The following is a 17,168-nucleotide window of genomic DNA, read 5'->3' on the forward strand; positions in this document are numbered from 1 at the left end:
ATTTAATTGTTCGATCCTGTGCTTAGTAAAGATAACTGAGTTATTTTATTATCTCCTAATTCATCCACTAATTTAACAGGGTATTCACCTGTAAAATAATGATCTGTTAATTGTGGATATGTTTCGTTTCTTTTTTCATAACCAATAGCTTTATACAATCCTTCAATTGATAAAAATCTCAAAGATTTAGCTCCAATATATTCACATATTTCATCATTTGTTTTATTTGCTGCTAACAATTCCTTTTTTGTTGGTGTGTCTACGCCATAGAAATCTGGGTATCTTATTTCAGGGCATGCAATTTTAACATGAACTTCTTTCGCACCAGCATCATAAAGCATTTTAACAATTTTGTATGACGTTGTTCCTCGAACAAGAGAGTCATCAATTAGAATAATTTTTTTATCTTTAATTGTTGTTTGATTAGCATTTAATTTTAATTTAACACCTAAGCTTCTAATTTTTTGGCTTGGTTCGATGAAAGTTCTTCCAACATAATGATTTCTAATTAACCCATGTTCAAAGTTCATTTTTAATTCTTGAGCAAAACCCATAGCAGCAGCATTTCCAGAATCTGGAACTGGAACCACTATATCGGCATCAGTATCATTTTCTTTTGCAAGCTCTCTACCGATATTTTTTCTATGCTCATATGCTGTTTTTCCTCCAATCAGGCTGTCTGGTCTTGAAAAATAAATATACTCAAAAACACAAGGTCTAACTTTTTTAGCAGGAAAGGGCTTAATACTTTTCAGTTCATTATTTTCAATTAAAACTATCTCGCCATTTTCAACTTCTCTTACAAATTTTGCACCAATTATATCAAAGGCACAAGTTTCAGATGCTAAGACATAACTATTGCCAAGCTTACCAATTACTAGTGGTCTAATTCCGTAAGGATCTCTAACGCCAATTAAAGAGTTTTGAGTTAACATCACTAATGCATAGCCACCTTGAATTTGAAAAATTGCATCAATTACTTTATCAATCGTTTTTGGTCTCTTTGATTTAGCAATTAATTGAACAATCGTTTCAGTATCTGAGGTAGTGTAAAATATAGCTCCATCCTCAACTAGTTTATTTCTCAAAGCTATTGAATTAGTAAGATTTCCATTATGTGAAACTCCAATTCCACCGGCATTGGTGTCAGCAAAAAAAGGCTGAATGTTTCTTAATATATTGTTTCCAGTCGTACTGTATCTGTTATGGCCAATTGCATAATTTCCCTTAAGATTGTTAAGTACCTTTTCTTTGTTAAAATTATCTCCGACTAAGCCAAATCTTTTTTCAGAATAATATTTTTCCCCATCAAAAGTAACTATTCCACAACCTTCTTGACCTCTGTGTTGTAGAGCGTGCAGTCCAAGTGCTGTTAGGGCCGAAGCATCTTTTGCATTGCTAATACCAAAAACTCCACATTCTTCCTTTAATCTTGGATTATAGCTCTGTAATTTTTTCTTTAGAATCTTGATATGTTTTTTCATTAGGAAATTCTTTTATCAGATAACTACTACCTTTTTCTAAATATGGAAAGACGTATGATTTGTCAAAATTTATTGGCCATTTATCATAATTATAAACAATATGAACACCTGAAAAGATACATACAGAAATAATGTAAGCTCTTATAAAACCAAAAAAGAATCCAAATGTCGTATCTAAACCACCGATTCCCGTATATCTGACTGCTTTACTAATTCCCTTATTAACCAATAGAACCAAAAAGATAACAACAACAAATATTACTATTCCTAAACCAACATCGAGTACATACTCATTATCAATTATGTCTTTTACATAGGGTTTAATTTTTGGAAATAGAATTAATGTAATTATGTATGCCAGCAACCATTTAGCCATTGAGAGAATGCTTAAAATGAAGCCTTTTTTGTAACAACTTATCAAAGAAAGGATTGTCAAAATTAAATAAATTAAATCAATTATTGATATTGCTTTATAAAAATCTTTTATGATTTCTAACATTAAGATGATTTGCCAAAAGGTTTAATAATTAAGATTAATGCAGGAAGTAGAGTTAATACCGATATCATTGCTAATAACATAGCTAGTCCTGTAAACACACCAAAATAAATTGTTGGGATAAACTTTGATAACACCAAAATTGAAAATCCAAAAACAATCGTTATTGAAGTGTTTAGTATAGCGACCCCAACAGTTGAATGACACGTTTTTAATGTTTTGTTGTAATCCTTTATTTTATTAAACTCTTCTTTAAATCTATAAATATAGTGAATACTGTTATCTACTGCGATACCTATTGTTATTGCTGCAATAGTTATAGTCATCATATCTAACGGTATTTCTAATAATCCAATTATTCCCAGTATAAAAAAAGCTGCAATAAAATTTGGAACAACACCAATCAATGAAAGTTTTATATTTCTAAATAAGATTATGAACATTGAAAATATTCCAATCATAACCAATCCTAATGTTAAAATTTGAGATTTAAATAAGCTTTGTAATAAATTATTAAACAATATTAATACACCTGCTAATTTATAATCCTTATCTTCTAAACCAAATTTATCTTTTAGATCAAAATTTATTTTGTTTATTAAATCATTTCTTCTTAAATCTTCTTGAGAGTCTATAATTCTTAAACTAATTCGAGCCTCATTATCTTTAATTGAAAGATAGGGATCAATAATTTCAGTTTTAATACTCTCAGGAATTTTTGAGTAAAGCACTCCCATTTCTAAAGTACCTAAAGGCTTATTATTATTTAATTGAGTAGCTACTTCAATAATTGATGAAAAAGAGAGAACTTTACCAATTTCTGGTAAACTATCTAAGTAATTATGAACAGATGTAATTAGATCAATTTTATCTTTGGTGAACCAGTATTTTTCATCATTAGTATCTTCTTCATCACTCCAATCCTCAAACTCGTCATCTTCTTCAGATTTTTGCACCTTTTCTTTCTCAGGAAATTTTATAATAACCTCTAAAGGAGTGGTTCCACCTAGCTCCTCATCTATAAGTTTCATACCTTTATAAATTTCGGTATTCTTATCAAAGTAATTTATAAAGCTATTTTCAACTTCAAGCTTACTAATTCCAATAATACTAAAAATTACAACTACTCCAGTTACTAAGAAGATAGAGTTTTTATTATTTATAGAAATTAAACTAAGTAAATTTGTAATCTTAGATTTCTGTTCTTTCTTCACTGTAATATTGTTTGTAGGTGCAAAGTTTAAAAGGGTAGGAAGCAAAGTAAATGTAATGATAAATGATGTAATTAAACCAAAAGTCATCATCCAGCCAAAATCAATAATAGGTTTTATTTCACTAAAAATTAAAGATAAGAATGCAAAAATTGTTGTTAAAACAGTATACAGAATTGGCCAAAACATTTTTGAAGTAGTTAGTGAAATAATTTCAAAATTATTTTTTGATGGAAAATCTTTTTTAAGTTGAAGAAACCTAGTGCTCATATGAATATTCATTGCCATTGTTAGAATTAACATCAGTGCAATAAAATTTGATGAAATAACAGTAACTTTCCATCCTAGCAACCCAAGTAATCCCATCATTATTATCACAGAAAAAAGACAACTGCTTACAGGAACCACAATCCAAAGAAGATTTCTAAAAACAAACCATAAAGTAGTAATTATAAATAATAGAACCCCTAAACCAAAAACAATTATATCGCTTTTGATAAAAGTCATCATATCATCAGCAATCATTGGTATTCCTCCAAGATATATTTTTCCAACATCGCCATAACTTTGAATCACTTGTCTAATTTCTAAAATATTCTGGTGGTTTTGTTTTTTGATTTGATCTTTAATTAGTTCAACTTCTTGTTTTGATTTATTTTCTATATCTTCTAATTTTTGAGACTGTTTAATGTTAACAATAATTCCACTAGTTTTTCCATCTTCGCTAATGACAAAATTTCGAAAAACAGGACTATTTAAAATTTCTTTAAAACCTCGATTTCTATCAACATCTTCATCTTTTAATGTTTTGAAGCTTTCTAGTCTTTCTTGAAGGGGAGCTTCTGAATTATTTAAAAGCGGAATATCTAATAATGTAATTACACTATGGACCCAATTAAGGCTCTGAATTTTATATTTTAAACTTAATAAATTATTAATTGATGAGTCAGTTGCCATTCCCTCATTTGGTGTATAGGTAAGAATTAAAAATTCTTTAGATCCATACCTTTCAGAGACTTCTTTCAAGTATGCTAAATCTGGGTCACCCTCTATTAATAAGGTTTCTGATGAAGCATCTAGCCTAAAATTTTTTGAATAATATCCAAAACTTAAAATAGCAATAACTAACAATACAAATATTGCTTTAGGATTTTTAAGGATAACGTTTTGATAAAAATGAGCTATCATTCAAGCTCTTTATATTGGAATTTAACTTAATTGAGTATCCTTAAATTTTGTAAATCTTTCTTCAAATTCAAGAGTTACATTGCCAATAGGGCCATGTCTTTGTTTTCCAATTATAATTTGTGCTAAATGGGCAACCTCATTCATTTTTGCTTGCCACTCCGCATGTTCCACTGTGGCTTCTCTTGGCTCTTTCCTTTGCAAATAATATCCTTCTCTATAAACAAACATTACAACATCGGCATCTTGTTCAATAGAACCAGATTCTCTTAAATCTGCCAACTGAGGCTTATGATCATCTCTCTGTTCTACTTGTCTAGACAACTGTGAAAGAGCAACCACAGGAACAGAGAGTTCTTTGGCTATTGCTTTAAGTCCTTGAGTAATTTGCGATATTTCTTGAACTCTCCCATCTTTGTTAAATGAAGTTCCTCTCATTAGCTGAATATAATCAACCACAATCATATCTAGACCACTTTTTCTTTTAATTCTTCTAGCCCTATTACTCATAGCAGCAATACTTATAGCTGGTGTTTCATCTATCATTAGAGGAAGGTCAGCTATATCTTTTGAAGTTTCTAAAAATTTATCAAATTGATCATCGGTAATTCTTCCTTGTCTTATGTCGTTTGAGCTAATTCTTGCTTGTTCAGAAATAATTCTTGTAGACAATTGTTCAGAAGACATTTCAAGTGAAAAAAAAGCTATCGTAGATTCTTTTCCACTATCCTGTAAGTTCTTTGCTGCATTGAATGCGATGTTAGTTGCTAATGATGTTTTACCCATTGAAGGACGTCCTGCTATAATAATCAAATCGGACTGATGTAAACCACCGAGTTTATAATCTAAATCACGAAGCCCGGTTGGAACTCCTACAATACCACCTTCATTTTTGTAAGCCGCAGAAGCCATATCTATGGTTTGTTTCAATGCTTGATCAAATTTCATTATATTTGAACTAGCTGAACCTTTCTCTGCTAAATCAAATAATGATTTTTCAGTTTTCTCGATGATATTTTGTCCATTTGTGTCAAGGTCGTTTACTTTAACATCATCAACAGTTTGTTCAGAAATTTTAATTAATTCTCTTCGCACAAACATATCGTAAATAATTTTAGAGTACTCTATAGCTTGCCTAACTGATGTAGAAAATTTAGTTACTTTTACTAAGTACTCAGGAACGTTTAAATCATCTTTTTCATCTTCAAAATAATTTTTTAGAGTAATTGGATTTGCTAAAAGCCCTTTGTAAATTAAACTTGAGATAGATTCAAAAATTTTTTGATGCATGGGATCATAGAAATTAGCAGCTTCAATGATGGTACTTATTTCATCGAATATTTCGTTACTTACAAGAATAGATCCTATTACAGCTTGTTCAGCTTCAATGTTGTTTGGCAATTCTTTAAATTGATCTTTGACTATACTTAAATTGTTTTCCATGAAGATAAATTTACATGAAATAGAATTAAATCAAATTGTATATTTCTACTGGGGAAAAGAATGTATAATTATTGAATTGTATCAGCTGAAGAAACATTGATTGTGATTTCAGCATCAACTTCTGAGTGTAAAGAAATTTTAACTTTAAATTTTCCTAATGCTTTTATTTCTTCAACTGGCTGGATCATTGAAGGTTTTATATCAATTTTATTTTGTCCTTGAATAAGTTTTGAAATTTCAGTTGGTTTGACCGAACCATACAATTCATTATTTTCTGTACTTAGTTTTTTGACAGAATACTCTTTACCATTAATTTGCTCAGCAATTTGAGATGCTTCTTTTTTCTTTTCGTTATCCTTTTTAGACAGCTCAGCTTTAATTTTTTCAACTTCTTTTATATTTTCTTTTGAAGCATATAAGGCTTTTTTATTTGCAATCAGAAAGTTTCTAGCAAAACCTCTTTTTACATCTATTACTTCACCAATAGATCCTATTCTTTTCACGTTTTCTAATAAAATTACTTTCATTCTATATTAGTGCTAAATTTCTAGCTCTTTTGATTGAAAGAGAGAGTTCTCTTTGTTTTTTTTGAGATACATTTGTGATTCTTGAAGGTAAAATTTTACCATTTTCAGATACATATTTTTTTAATAGTTTAATATTTTTATAGTCTACTTCTGGAGCACCTTTAATTGATAACGGACAAGTTTTTTTGAATTTATATTTATTTGGTTGAAAAATACTTAATTTTGCAAAGTTACTTTGTTTACTTTTTTTGTTTCCACTTTGTCTTTTTGGCATTAGTTTTTAACACTTTCCTTTTTTTCGCTATCTTCTTTTTTTCCAAAATAGTTAGTTTTTAAGTCAAACTTTTTTACTCTAACTGTTAAATATCTAAGTAATTTTTTATCAATAGCTTCATTTTTTTCCAATTCATCAATTACATTTCCTCTACCCTTTATTTTAAAGTGTATGTAACTTCCTTTTTTATTCTTTTTGATAAGATAAGATAGGTTTAACAATCCCCAATTCTCAGTTTTAACAACCTCTCCATCATTTTTTTCAACAATTTTAGAATATTTCTCTGTCAGTTGCTTTAATTCACTCGGTGAAGTATCTTGCCTAGCTATAATTGTATGTTCGTATAAATTCATTTAAGTTCTTTAATAAAAAGTGAGGATATACTATTATAAAAGTTCAATTACAATAGTTAAAAAGGCAAAATAATTAGTTTTTTTATATGTTTTCAGTAATTTTTCCAGGGCAGGGATCTCAAATAGTAGGTATGGGAAAAGAACTCTATGATAATTTTGATACAGTTAAAAATCTGTTTAAAAAAGCAGATGACACATTAAATTTTCCTATTTCTAAGCTTATTTTAGAGGGTCCAAAAGAAGAGTTAGATTTAACAGTAAATACACAACCTGCAATATTTTTAATTAGCTATTCAATATTTAATTTAACAAAAAATGAATTCAACTTAGATTTAAATAAAGCGAAATACTTTGCTGGACACTCTTTAGGTGAATATTCTGCTTTATCATGTGCAGGATATCTAGATTTTTCAGATACTTTAAAAATATTAAAAATTAGAGGGGATGCTATGCAAAATGCTGTGCCTAAAGGACAAGGAGGGATGGTTGCGGTATTAGGCTCAACAGTTGATGTGATTGAAAAAATTTTGATAGAAAATAAAGAAAATTTTAAAGTACAAATTGCAAATGACAATTCTGAAGGTCAAATAGTTTTGAGTGGAAAAATAGAGGATTTAGAAAAGTTAATTCAAATTTTAAAGAATAGTTCAATTAAAAACATCAAACTACCAGTAAGTGCACCCTTCCACTGCGATTTGATGAAAAATGCTACAAAAATTATGACTGAAGAGTTAAATAAACTTAATTTTAAAAATGGACAAAATAAATTAATCTCAAATGTAACAGCTAATGAAATCAAAGATCCAGTTGAGCTCAAAAATCTTTTGATTAAACAAATAGAGAATAGAGTTAGATGGAGAGAAAGTGTGATAAATATGATAGAAAATGATGTAAATCATTTTATAGAAATTGGACCTGGGAAAGTTTTGTCAGGTTTGGTAAAAAGAATTAATAGGAATATAAAAATTGACACAATTAATAGTCAAAGTGAAATTCAAGGTCTAAAAATATGACAGATTTAAAAGGTAAAAATATTATCGTTACAGGTGCTTCAGGTGGGATTGGATATTCAATAATTGAAAAATTAAATCAATCAGGAGCAAATATTTTAGCTTCAGGTACAAGAATAGAAAAACTTGAGGAACTAAAAAGTAAATATGTAAATATTAAAACATTAAAGTTTGATATTTCTCAAAGCAATAAAATTGAGGAGTTTGTTGAAAACGCAACCAAAGAACTTGGTGGTAGTTTAGATTGCATAGTTAATAATGCAGGTATTACTCAAGATAATTTAGCAATAAGAATGAACCTAGATGAATGGAGAAAAGTAATCGATGTTAATTTAACATCAACTTTTTTAATGAGTAAATCAGCAATTAAAAAAATGCTTAAAAATAAATCTGGAAAGATTGTTAATATTACCTCAGTTGTTGGACATACAGGTAATTTAGGACAGGCCAATTACACAGCTTCTAAAGCAGGTATTATTGCTATGTCTAAGAGTTTGGCAATAGAATATGCTAAAAAAAATATAAATATAAATTGTATTTCACCTGGTTTTATTAAAACAGCTATGACGGATAAATTAGATGACAAATTTAAAGAGGCTATAATATCAAAAATTCCTTCTGCCCGATTAGGAGAGCCAGATGATGTTGCAAATGCAGTGCTTTTTTTATGCTCAGATAAATCAAATTATATAAATGGTGAAACATTGCATGTTAATGGAGGCATGTATATGGCTTGACAAAACAAGTTTTTAAACTATTAAGAATTTATAACAAAAAGGATCAATATGTCAGAAGACGTTTCAAGCAAAGTAAAAAAAATTGTAGCAGATCACTTAGGTATTGACGAAGCTAAAGTTACTGAAGAGTCAAGTTTTATAGACGACTTAGGTGCTGATAGTTTGGATACAGTTGAATTAGTGATGGCTTTCGAGGAAGAATTTGGATCTGAAATTTCAGATAGTGAAGCTGAGAAAATTTTAACTGTAGGCGATGCAGTTAAATTTATCGAAGGTAAAGCTAACTAGAATTCTTAATGCCCTCACATAAAGATGGGGTAATGATTATTTTATCCTCTCCCTCAGGAGCTGGAAAAACTACTCTGGTTAAAAAGTTATCTGAAAAAGATAATTTTGAAATTTCAATATCACATACAACAAGACAACCTAGACCAAACGAAAAACAAAATAAAGATTATTTCTTTATTGATGAATCAGAATTTAAAAGATTAATAAAAAACGAGGAGTTTCTTGAATATGCAAAAGTATTTAATAATCTTTATGGTACAACAAGAACTCCAGTTATAGATAAATTAAATAAAGGAAAAAATGTTCTCTTTGATATTGATTGGCAAGGAGCTGATCAAATTAAGAATAAAAAATTAGATTATAAATTGATTACTTTTTTTATACTTCCTCCTAGTAAAGAAGTTTTGTTTGAAAGATTATCTAAACGACATTCAAGTGATAAATTAATAGCTAAAGAAAGGATGAAGCAATTTGAAAGAGATGTGTTGCACTGGATAAATTATGATTATGTAGTTATCAATAATCACTTGAATGAATGTTTTAATAAAATAACTAATTTGATTGAAGCAGTAATAAATAATGGATCTAAAGATTATGATCTAGATTACATCAGAAGACATATTGATAAATTAACATCTTAGATTTTCATATTCACAAACTAGTTTATAATAAGTTTCTAAGTTAATGTTTTGGGGCCTCTTTGTTAAATCAATTTTAAGTTTATCTAGAACTCTTTGATCTCCATTAAAAAGTTGATTAAAAGGTTTCTTTAACATTTTTCTTCTTTGATTAAAAAAAATTCTAGTAATTTTTTCTAAGTTGTTAGGATCTTTAATTCTTACAAAATTTTTTTTTGGATAAAAAAATAGTAATGAGCTATCTACCTTTGGCTTTGGAAAAAATGCGCTCGCCTTTATATAATACATTTTTTTTATATTTAATTTCCAGTTACAAATAATTGATAATCTTCCATAGTTAGATGTATTAAATTCTGCAATTATTCTATCTGCAACTTCTTTTTGAAACATTAATATTAGTGACTCAAACCAAAAATTTTCTTTTAAATTTAATATCCATTTACAAAGAATTTCAGTTGAAATGTTATAAGGCAAATTACCAAAAACTATAACTTTTTCCCCAAAAAGACTTGTTTCATCTACTTTTAAAACATCATCATTGATAACTGTTAGCTGATTTTTAAATTTATTTTCAAGATTAGCTGCAAGCTCATTATCTTTTTCAATTACAATCATTTTTTTTGGTTTTTTTCTAAGAATATATGATGTGAGATTTCCAGTACCTGGCCCAATTTCAAGAATTGATTTATTTTTAATCATAGTAATACTTGAAATTTTTTCTAGAATCTCTTTATCAATTAAAAAATTTTGTCCTAAGCTTTTTTTTGCTTTAATCAATTTTTATCCAAAAATTTTATTGCTTTAATTAAGCTTAATGGATTTGAGATATTTTTTCCTATCATTTTTTCATTCGGACCATGATCAGGTGACACTCTTAGAAATGGCAAACCTAGAGTAATATTAATAGCATCATATTCAAACAAAGTTTTTATAGGCGTTAAAACTTGATCATGATACATACCTATTATCACATTAAATTTTTTTCTGTTTTGCTTTAAAAAACAGGTATCAGCAGAATGAGGTCCAGATATATGAATTTTTTTTGTTTCAAATAATTTTTTGATAGTTGGTTTGATAATTTTTTGGTCTTCGTTAAATTTACTGACACTCTCACAGTGTGGATTTAATCCAAGCACTCCTATTTTAGGCTTAAAACCAAATCTTTTTCTATAAAAATTGTCTATTAATTTTACTTGGTTAATGATTTTTTTTTCACTAATTTTTTTAACTACATTCTTTAATGGCAAATGAGTTGTTAACGGACATACAGACAAATTTTTATTATAAATAAGCATCGCACTTTCTTTAATCTTATATTTGGATGAAATATATTCAGTTATTCCAAGGTATTTATTTTTTAAAAAATTTTTTTTTGAAATAGGACCATTGATAAGTTTATAAGAAAAACCACTATTGAGTATTTTAAAGGCAATTTTAAAAGAGTTACTAATATATGTATTCGATTTTTTGGAGATTTTTGAAAATATTTTTTTTTGATTATAATTTACATCAATTAAATTTACATATTTGTTATTAAGCTTATATTCTTCTAGTTTTTTATAATTAATTAATTTTATTTTTTTATAATATTTAAGTTTACTCATTTGTTTTTCTATAATTATTTTAGAAGCAATAAGTATTATTGGACTTTTAATTTTTTTTTTTAACGATTTAAAAAAGATTTCTAAAAAAATACTATTAGGTTCTCCAGCAACAATTATGATTGGTTTATAATTCATTAATTGAGAAATCTTTCTTGATTTTATTAAAATATATATTTGATAATTGATTTAATTGTTGGTTTCTTTTTTCTTTCAATATTTTATCAAATTCTTTTTCTAAATTAATTTTTTCTTTAATTATTCTTTTGTCCCCAATTTTTAGTATTAAAAAACCTCCAGGAACCACAATTGGTTCAGAAAAGTCTCCAGAATTAACATTAATTAAATTTTTTAAGATATTTTTGTTTATTAAAGTTTCTTTTATCCATCCAAGTTGCCCATTATTCTTTGCTGTATCTGAAATACTATAAATTAGAACGGCTTGCGCAAATCCTTTTTCGTTAATTGTTTTTTTGATCAATTTAAACTTTTCATCTAACTTTTCTCCTTCTTTTAAATCAAATAAAATTTCTGATAAAAATAACTCATTTTGTTTTTCATTAATTAATTTATTTTTAATTTCATCTATATTTATTTTAACTTTATTGTTAAATTTACTAAAAATTAATTGGTTCCAAATTATTTCAATACTTATTTTTTGTTTAATTAATGATGGTTCAATATTTTGTGTTAAAAAAAACTGATGAAAATCAGTCATCGATTTTATGTTTAAGTAATTAAAGTTATTTAAAATAATATCGTTTAATACCTTCTCATCTATTTTAATTTCATCTATGTATTTTAAAATTTCAATTTGTTTTATTTTTTCTCTTATAATTGAGTTTTTTGCAATTTCGTATGAAGTAATATTATCAGTATTGTTAAATTCTTTATTAACAATTTTTAAATAATTAATTTCATTTAACAAATCTAGACTTGTGATTATCTCATTATTTACTTTAAATAATATTTTATTTTCTTTAGCAGTTAATAAATTGCTAAAAAAAATACTAAAAATAAAAAAAATTAAAAAACCTTTCTTAAAGTAGATCTTGTGCATCATGTTCATATGTAGTTAGAGGGAATAAGGTTATTGTAAATAATAAGTTCTCAGTTGGTTTAAGATCCCTATCTTCATAATACGATTTCTTGTATTTAATTCCTGCTATTAAACAATCGTTTTTGTATTCATATACCAAATCATAATATTCTGTTAGGTTTAGTTTTCGATTTCTTCTTGTATTAAATGATATATAGTTTTGTTCATCAAATTTATAACTAATCTCATTTTCAAAAACATTGCTATCACCCATCTCTCCATTTTCTTCAATAAAATTAAAACTAGTAATTAAATTATTTATTGAAAAAGTAGCATTTAAATTATTATATTCAAAATTTTTATAATTGTTATCTAAGGCAAAATTATAATTTATATTTAAATTATCAGAAATATTACTTGTAATTGAACCAAATAAGTTGGAACTTTTTCTATTGATAGTACTTTTTGCAGGTATAAAGTTTTCCTCTTTATCTCTAAGTACGGTTGCTAATTTAAGCTCAAAATACCTGTTTATATTGTCTAGGTCATTCTTATTTTCTTTTTTATAATCTAACCCTAGAGTAAGTGATCTACCAGACTCAAACGTATCACTTAAACCAAGTCTGTTATTAGCAAAAATATTCCCTACATTTATTGTATTTGATGAATCTGAGTAATTTTTCATATCACTAGGATTTACTTTAAGTGAAATTTTTGGAGTTAAATAATTATTATATTTTTCAGTATTTTTAATTAATGGAAGGCTAGTATCAATATTAAACAAACTAATAAATTTTGATTGTGGACTAGATTTATAATTTTTAATTTTTTTGCCCATAGTATTCAAATTTTTGATGTTTATATTGTAACTAGTACTTAATCCTAAATCAGAGTAATAATTTAAACTATTAAAATTTAGATCATTAATTATTTCTGATTTTAGATTATTTGTATCTTGCAAGATATTGCTACCACTGGAATTTAAATTAAATGTGCCTTCATATCTATTTTTTAAAATTTCAGTATTAAAATTATAGTATGGGAGAATAAATTGGTATCTATCGCTTTTATTAACTTGCAAATCTTCATATACATCAATCCCAGTGTTAAAATTAAATTTGTCATTATTTAATATAAATTTCATATGACTATTCAATTTATTTAAATCATTAGGTCTAGCTTTAGACTTTGTAATTTGTTGATCAAATACTTTTAAATAAGTATCGTTTGAAACATTTTCTATTGATAAGATAAAATCACTTGTATCATAATTTTCTAAATTTAAATCATGATTTAATTTAAGAAATAAATGGGAAAGATTTTTTTTCTTTTTGGTTGTAGGTGAATCATAATTCTTAACAAAACCTACATCTGCAAGTAAATCATAATTTTTTTTTGTTTGTCTAAATTCGTTCTCTATCATAAAAATATTTTTATCAAAAACAGATGGAGTAAATGTATTATCTTTATTTTCAGAAATTTTTTTAAAATAAGGTAATGTGATTGAGCTTCCTAATACATTAGAATTATTTATCTCAGGTGTTAAAAACCCAGTTTGCCTTGTGACTGTCGGGTCCGGATGAAAAAATTTTGGAAAATACAGAATTGGTATATCAAAAATATTCAAATAAGCATTTTCATAAATTAACTCTTTTTTTATTTTGTTATGAACTATTTTTTTTGCGCTAATTGACCAAGGTGGACAAGTATCGTTAATTTTACAGCTAGTGAATATACCCTTATTTACAACAGTCAATTCACTATCACCTCTTGAAGAACTTCCAAGTAGTCTAGGGTCATTTTCAGGATTGCTAAATACATTTTTGTGGACTCTAATATCTATATCTTTGGCTATAAATTCTCTACTATTAAGATTAATCATGGCATTCTTAAAATAAAATTTATCACTATTTGGTAAACCTTCATTGGTTATGATTAATATTTTTTCACCTTTAAGTATTTCGTCATTAATTTGATAATGAAATTTTGAAAGATGGTAATTTTGAAAATTTCTATCTTTAACAATTGTCTTTTTATTGGAAATTAAATATTCTTTATTAATAAAATAGCTTACATCGGAAGAAATAATTTCATATTTAGATTGAATAAATGCTTTTGTATTTCCTATAGAGACAATTTTTTCCTCATTTTTATAATAAGTGATATTTTCACCTAAAATTTTATGGTTTTTAGTTGGGTCTATAATTATAACATTTTCTTGTGCATTCAAAATTTTTGAATTTTTATTAAATTCAAACTTTTTAGCATCAATTGTAAAATTTTTTTTATAAATAGCTTTTGAATTACCATATGTGTTTACTATTTCATTATTTTTAAAATAAATAATTTTATCTGCTAAAATTTGATATTCATTTTTTTCATCTAAAAAATTTACAGAGCCTTCAGCTTCTAGGACATTTGTTGATTTATTATAAATAAATTTATTTGCATTTATGATTATACCATCATTAGTAGTAACCCTTCCTTTTTTAGACCCAATAATCTTATTTCCCTCATCCAATATTTCTATTTCAGTAACATCAAAATTAAATTGTTCATTAGCATGTGAGTCAAAAAAAAATACAAAATAAATTAATAGTAATGACAAAAAAAAATTAATATTATTTTTCATTTATATTTTTTAACATTAAAATATTTATTAGAGCCAACATTGTTAATGGAGTAAATATTGAGGCCATTAAAGACAATCTTTCAGTGCTTCCCATTATAAAAAAGAAATTACTTATATAGTAAATAATTACAGAAAAAAACAATCCTATTGCAATTTTAATTGTAACACCGTCATATTTTTTTATTTTAAGCATGATTATAGACGAAAAAATTGTCATCAAAAGTAAATATATAGGATAAGAAATTAATTTCAAAATTTGTAAATCAATCTCAGTGAGAGAATAATTTAATTTTTTATAATTTTCCCTTAATTCATATAATAAAAAAATATTTAAAGATGATAAATTAGAATACAGACTTTGTATTCTTTTAAAATCAAAATTTGTTTTTAATTTTAATTCATCTTTTATGATGTAATTATTTTTTTCAAATACTTTTGCATTGTAAATTATCCACTCATTATTACTAATATCAATTTTGCTGCTTCTTATATTTTTTTGTACAATATAATTTTTATCAAAAACAGTTATAAAACTATTGATAAGTGAGTTTGGTTCAATTTTTGATGAATTAATTATAATTATTTCTTGATTAAGTTCATCTTTGATCCATAACCCATTTTGGGTAATTACAGCAAGATATTTTCCATCAGATGTATAATCTGACTTCAAACTAATGTAAAAATTCTTTAAGTTTGATGAAAAATTATAGAAAATAGTTATTAATGCAAGTCCAATTACAAAGGTTAGAAGACTTATAATTATTATTATTTTAGAATTTTTTAATCCTGAATATTTAAAAATTTCAATCTCTTTATTGTTGAAAAGTTTTATAAAAAATAATTGAGTAGTTATTAAAAAAACAAATGGAAACATGTCAAAAATCATTGAAGGTGTATTGAGCAATGATAATAATAAAGTGAAATATGTTTCTACTTTAATGTCTTTAAAAAATTCGAGCTCAGTAAGTAGATTTAATATAAATACTAAACTAAGAATTACAAATAAAACATACAATAATGATTTAGAATAGATTGTAACTAGAAATTTAATATAGGTTTTCATTAATTAAACTTTCTTATACTGAAATTTTTTAGAAAAAATAAATATAAAAATAAGAAAATTATTATTGGAATTATAGAGATAGTAAAATTAAATAAAAAAATCTCAGAGACAAATCTAATTGTAGTTTCTGAAAATATTATTGAAAACAACCCAATTAAAAATGTTAATAGTTTAATTTTATTATAGTTTGAACTTTCTTTAGAAGAAATAATTAATAATAAAGGAACAAGAGTTAACAATGGGATATAAAGTGGAACAATTAATCTTTTATAAAATTCTTTATAAATATTATTAAGGTTTTGTTTTGAACAATTTTCAATATTTGTTTTTATTATATCAGATTTAGTTTTTTGAATAATTTCAATACATAAAAATAAATTTTTTGTAGAGAGCTCTTGGGTTTTTGTGTATGTCATAGTATTAGTTTCAATATTTTTAAGTGGAAAATCTGATTTAGTAAAACCAATATTTGTAGTTTGACCATCTTTAACAGTTATAGTTTGCCCATCAAATAAAACTAAAATAGGAAATTTATTTATTTCTTTAAAAAAACCTTTTTTTGCGTAAGTAATTTGAAAATTATTAATATCTGTCTCTTTCTTTAAATACAGATTAAATAAATTGCCATCAGAATCTTTTTTTTCACTGTATATTGTTACATTCTTTATAGTATCGTTGAATCTTTGAGGTTTAATAAAGTTTCCAAAAAAATTTACGCTAGATGATCTTAAAAAAGATCTTGCTATGTCTTGAGTACTAGGAACAATTAATGAAGCTAATAAAATTTGAACAACCATAAATATTAATGAAATTTTCATGATAAAATTAATCAGTTCAATTTTATGAACTCCAAAGTTCCAAAAAATAATTAACTCATTATTGGTTTCGTACTTAGTTGTCACATAAAACAAGCTGAAAAATAATGCAAAAGGGTAAATTTTGTTAATAATTTTAGGTAAACTTAATAATGAATACTTTATATAAACTGTATAATCACGACCATCTTCAATCATAATATCTAGAAAATTAACAGCCTGAAAAACCCAGATAATAATACTTGCACTAAATAACGAAATAATAAAAAACTTTAAGTAGTCAAGTAACAGTTTTCTAAATAATATTTTTTTCATTGAAATATGCTCTTTTTATTCATATATAGCATTCATCTAGTTTAGAGTGTATTTAAA

Annotated in this window: 17 protein-coding genes; 4 read left to right on the top strand and 13 right to left on the bottom strand. The window is 25.8% G+C overall.

The features are described 5' to 3' along the window. Positions 1 to 2: 2 nt before the first annotated feature. From purF to rpsF, 7 genes are all read right to left on the bottom strand, one after another. Positions 3 to 1,484, bottom strand: coding sequence for an amidophosphoribosyltransferase (gene purF, locus DT059_RS04830; RefSeq protein WP_145597233.1), 1,482 nt, complete (start codon positions 1,482 to 1,484; stop codon positions 3 to 5). After that, the gene (locus DT059_RS04835) at positions 1,438 to 1,983 is read right to left on the bottom strand and encodes a CvpA family protein (RefSeq protein ID WP_145597235.1); all 546 of its coding nucleotides are present in this window, start codon (positions 1,981 to 1,983) and stop codon (positions 1,438 to 1,440) included. Before DT059_RS04835 ends, purF begins: the two co-directional genes overlap by 47 nt. Then, positions 1,983 to 4,379: an efflux RND transporter permease subunit gene (locus tag DT059_RS04840; RefSeq protein ID WP_145597237.1), complete on the bottom strand. Its 2,397-nt coding sequence runs from the start codon at positions 4,377 to 4,379 to the stop codon at positions 1,983 to 1,985. The genes DT059_RS04835 and DT059_RS04840 overlap by 1 nt, the downstream gene beginning before the upstream one ends. A gap of 21 nt (positions 4,380 to 4,400) precedes the next feature. Then, positions 4,401 to 5,819: a replicative DNA helicase gene (locus DT059_RS04845; protein WP_145597239.1), complete on the bottom strand. Its 1,419-nt coding sequence runs from the start codon at positions 5,817 to 5,819 to the stop codon at positions 4,401 to 4,403. A 68-nt stretch (positions 5,820 to 5,887) separates the two neighbouring features. Continuing rightward, positions 5,888 to 6,346, bottom strand: coding sequence for a 50S ribosomal protein L9 (rplI, locus tag DT059_RS04850; RefSeq protein WP_145597241.1), 459 nt, complete (start codon positions 6,344 to 6,346; stop codon positions 5,888 to 5,890). Position 6,347: 1 nt separating this feature from the next. After that, complete coding sequence (gene rpsR / locus DT059_RS04855) at positions 6,348 to 6,620, bottom strand: 30S ribosomal protein S18 (RefSeq protein ID WP_145597243.1); 273 nt, start codon at positions 6,618 to 6,620, stop codon at positions 6,348 to 6,350. After that, positions 6,620 to 6,973 carry a 30S ribosomal protein S6 gene (gene rpsF / locus DT059_RS04860; protein WP_145597245.1) on the bottom strand — a complete coding sequence of 118 codons (354 nt, stop codon included), beginning with the start codon at positions 6,971 to 6,973 and terminating at the stop codon, positions 6,620 to 6,622. The genes rpsR and rpsF overlap by 1 nt, the downstream gene beginning before the upstream one ends. Positions 6,974 to 7,059: 86 nt before the next feature. On the opposite strand from rpsF, the gene fabD reads away from it, so the two are divergent. Genes fabD through gmk form a run of 4 tightly spaced genes read left to right on the top strand, consistent with a single transcriptional unit; the run spans position 7,060 to position 9,649 of the window. Continuing rightward, positions 7,060 to 7,986 carry an ACP S-malonyltransferase gene (gene fabD, locus DT059_RS04865; RefSeq protein WP_145597246.1) on the top strand — a complete coding sequence of 309 codons (927 nt, stop codon included), beginning with the start codon at positions 7,060 to 7,062 and terminating at the stop codon, positions 7,984 to 7,986. Next, a complete protein-coding gene (gene fabG, locus DT059_RS04870) occupies positions 7,983 to 8,720 on the top strand; it encodes a 3-oxoacyl-[acyl-carrier-protein] reductase (protein ID WP_145597248.1) in 738 nt (245 codons plus the stop codon). Before fabD ends, fabG begins: the two co-directional genes overlap by 4 nt. A 48-nt stretch (positions 8,721 to 8,768) precedes the next feature. After that, positions 8,769 to 9,008, top strand: a complete 240-nt coding sequence (locus tag DT059_RS04875; protein ID WP_008544320.1) for an acyl carrier protein — start codon at positions 8,769 to 8,771, stop codon at positions 9,006 to 9,008. An 8-nt stretch (positions 9,009 to 9,016) separates the two neighbouring features. Further along, positions 9,017 to 9,649, top strand: a complete 633-nt coding sequence (gmk, locus tag DT059_RS04880; protein ID WP_145597250.1) for a guanylate kinase — start codon at positions 9,017 to 9,019, stop codon at positions 9,647 to 9,649. Here the strand turns inward: gmk and rsmA are convergent. Genes rsmA through DT059_RS04910 form a run of 6 tightly spaced genes read right to left on the bottom strand, consistent with a single transcriptional unit; the run spans position 9,638 to position 17,111 of the window. Beyond that, complete coding sequence (gene rsmA, locus DT059_RS04885) at positions 9,638 to 10,423, bottom strand: 16S rRNA (adenine(1518)-N(6)/adenine(1519)-N(6))-dimethyltransferase RsmA (RefSeq protein WP_145597251.1); 786 nt, start codon at positions 10,421 to 10,423, stop codon at positions 9,638 to 9,640. The genes gmk and rsmA overlap by 12 nt on opposite strands. Further along, positions 10,420 to 11,385, bottom strand: a complete 966-nt coding sequence (locus DT059_RS04890; protein ID WP_145597253.1) for a 4-hydroxythreonine-4-phosphate dehydrogenase PdxA — start codon at positions 11,383 to 11,385, stop codon at positions 10,420 to 10,422. The genes rsmA and DT059_RS04890 overlap by 4 nt, the downstream gene beginning before the upstream one ends. Beyond that, on the bottom strand, positions 11,375 to 12,310 hold the full coding sequence (locus DT059_RS04895) for a peptidylprolyl isomerase (protein WP_168189260.1): 936 nt from the start codon (positions 12,308 to 12,310) through the stop codon (positions 11,375 to 11,377). Before DT059_RS04895 ends, DT059_RS04890 begins: the two co-directional genes overlap by 11 nt. Next, positions 12,288 to 14,918 carry an LPS assembly protein LptD gene (gene lptD, locus DT059_RS04900; RefSeq protein ID WP_145597256.1) on the bottom strand — a complete coding sequence of 877 codons (2,631 nt, stop codon included), beginning with the start codon at positions 14,916 to 14,918 and terminating at the stop codon, positions 12,288 to 12,290. The genes DT059_RS04895 and lptD overlap by 23 nt, the downstream gene beginning before the upstream one ends. After that, a complete protein-coding gene (locus tag DT059_RS04905) occupies positions 14,908 to 15,981 on the bottom strand; it encodes an LptF/LptG family permease (protein WP_145597258.1) in 1,074 nt (357 codons plus the stop codon). The genes lptD and DT059_RS04905 overlap by 11 nt, the downstream gene beginning before the upstream one ends. Then, the gene (locus DT059_RS04910; protein WP_145597260.1) at positions 15,981 to 17,111 is read right to left on the bottom strand and encodes an LptF/LptG family permease; all 1,131 of its coding nucleotides are present in this window, start codon (positions 17,109 to 17,111) and stop codon (positions 15,981 to 15,983) included. Before DT059_RS04910 ends, DT059_RS04905 begins: the two co-directional genes overlap by 1 nt. Between the last annotated feature and the right edge of the window lie 57 nt (positions 17,112 to 17,168).

This window comes from Candidatus Pelagibacter sp. FZCC0015, assembly GCF_007833635.1.
Taxonomy (GTDB): domain Bacteria; phylum Pseudomonadota; class Alphaproteobacteria; order Pelagibacterales; family Pelagibacteraceae; genus Pelagibacter.

What these genes read in the sequence shown, in the direction of transcription:
- purF (WP_145597233.1), bottom strand. Translation starts at nt 1,484, where the DNA reads ATGAAAAAACATATCAAGATTCTAAAGAAAAAATTACAGAGCTATAAT.
- DT059_RS04895 (WP_168189260.1), bottom strand. Translation starts at nt 12,310, where the DNA reads ATGATGCACAAGATCTACTTTAAGAAAGGTTTTTTAATTTTTTTTATT.
- rplI (WP_145597241.1), bottom strand. Translation starts at nt 6,346, where the DNA reads ATGAAAGTAATTTTATTAGAAAACGTGAAAAGAATAGGATCTATTGGT.
- DT059_RS04845 (WP_145597239.1), bottom strand. Translation starts at nt 5,819, where the DNA reads ATGGAAAACAATTTAAGTATAGTCAAAGATCAATTTAAAGAATTGCCA.
- DT059_RS04840 (WP_145597237.1), bottom strand. Translation starts at nt 4,379, where the DNA reads ATGATAGCTCATTTTTATCAAAACGTTATCCTTAAAAATCCTAAAGCA.
- DT059_RS04910 (WP_145597260.1), bottom strand. Translation starts at nt 17,111, where the DNA reads ATGAAAAAAATATTATTTAGAAAACTGTTACTTGACTACTTAAAGTTT.
- fabD (WP_145597246.1), top strand. Translation starts at nt 7,060, where the DNA reads ATGTTTTCAGTAATTTTTCCAGGGCAGGGATCTCAAATAGTAGGTATG.
- fabG (WP_145597248.1), top strand. Translation starts at nt 7,983, where the DNA reads ATGACAGATTTAAAAGGTAAAAATATTATCGTTACAGGTGCTTCAGGT.
- lptD (WP_145597256.1), bottom strand. Translation starts at nt 14,918, where the DNA reads ATGAAAAATAATATTAATTTTTTTTTGTCATTACTATTAATTTATTTT.
- rpsR (WP_145597243.1), bottom strand. Translation starts at nt 6,620, where the DNA reads ATGCCAAAAAGACAAAGTGGAAACAAAAAAAGTAAACAAAGTAACTTT.
- DT059_RS04890 (WP_145597253.1), bottom strand. Translation starts at nt 11,385, where the DNA reads ATGAATTATAAACCAATCATAATTGTTGCTGGAGAACCTAATAGTATT.
- gmk (WP_145597250.1), top strand. Translation starts at nt 9,017, where the DNA reads ATGCCCTCACATAAAGATGGGGTAATGATTATTTTATCCTCTCCCTCA.
- DT059_RS04835 (WP_145597235.1), bottom strand. Translation starts at nt 1,983, where the DNA reads ATGTTAGAAATCATAAAAGATTTTTATAAAGCAATATCAATAATTGAT.
- rpsF (WP_145597245.1), bottom strand. Translation starts at nt 6,973, where the DNA reads ATGAATTTATACGAACATACAATTATAGCTAGGCAAGATACTTCACCG.
- DT059_RS04905 (WP_145597258.1), bottom strand. Translation starts at nt 15,981, where the DNA reads ATGAAAACCTATATTAAATTTCTAGTTACAATCTATTCTAAATCATTA.
- DT059_RS04875 (WP_008544320.1), top strand. Translation starts at nt 8,769, where the DNA reads ATGTCAGAAGACGTTTCAAGCAAAGTAAAAAAAATTGTAGCAGATCAC.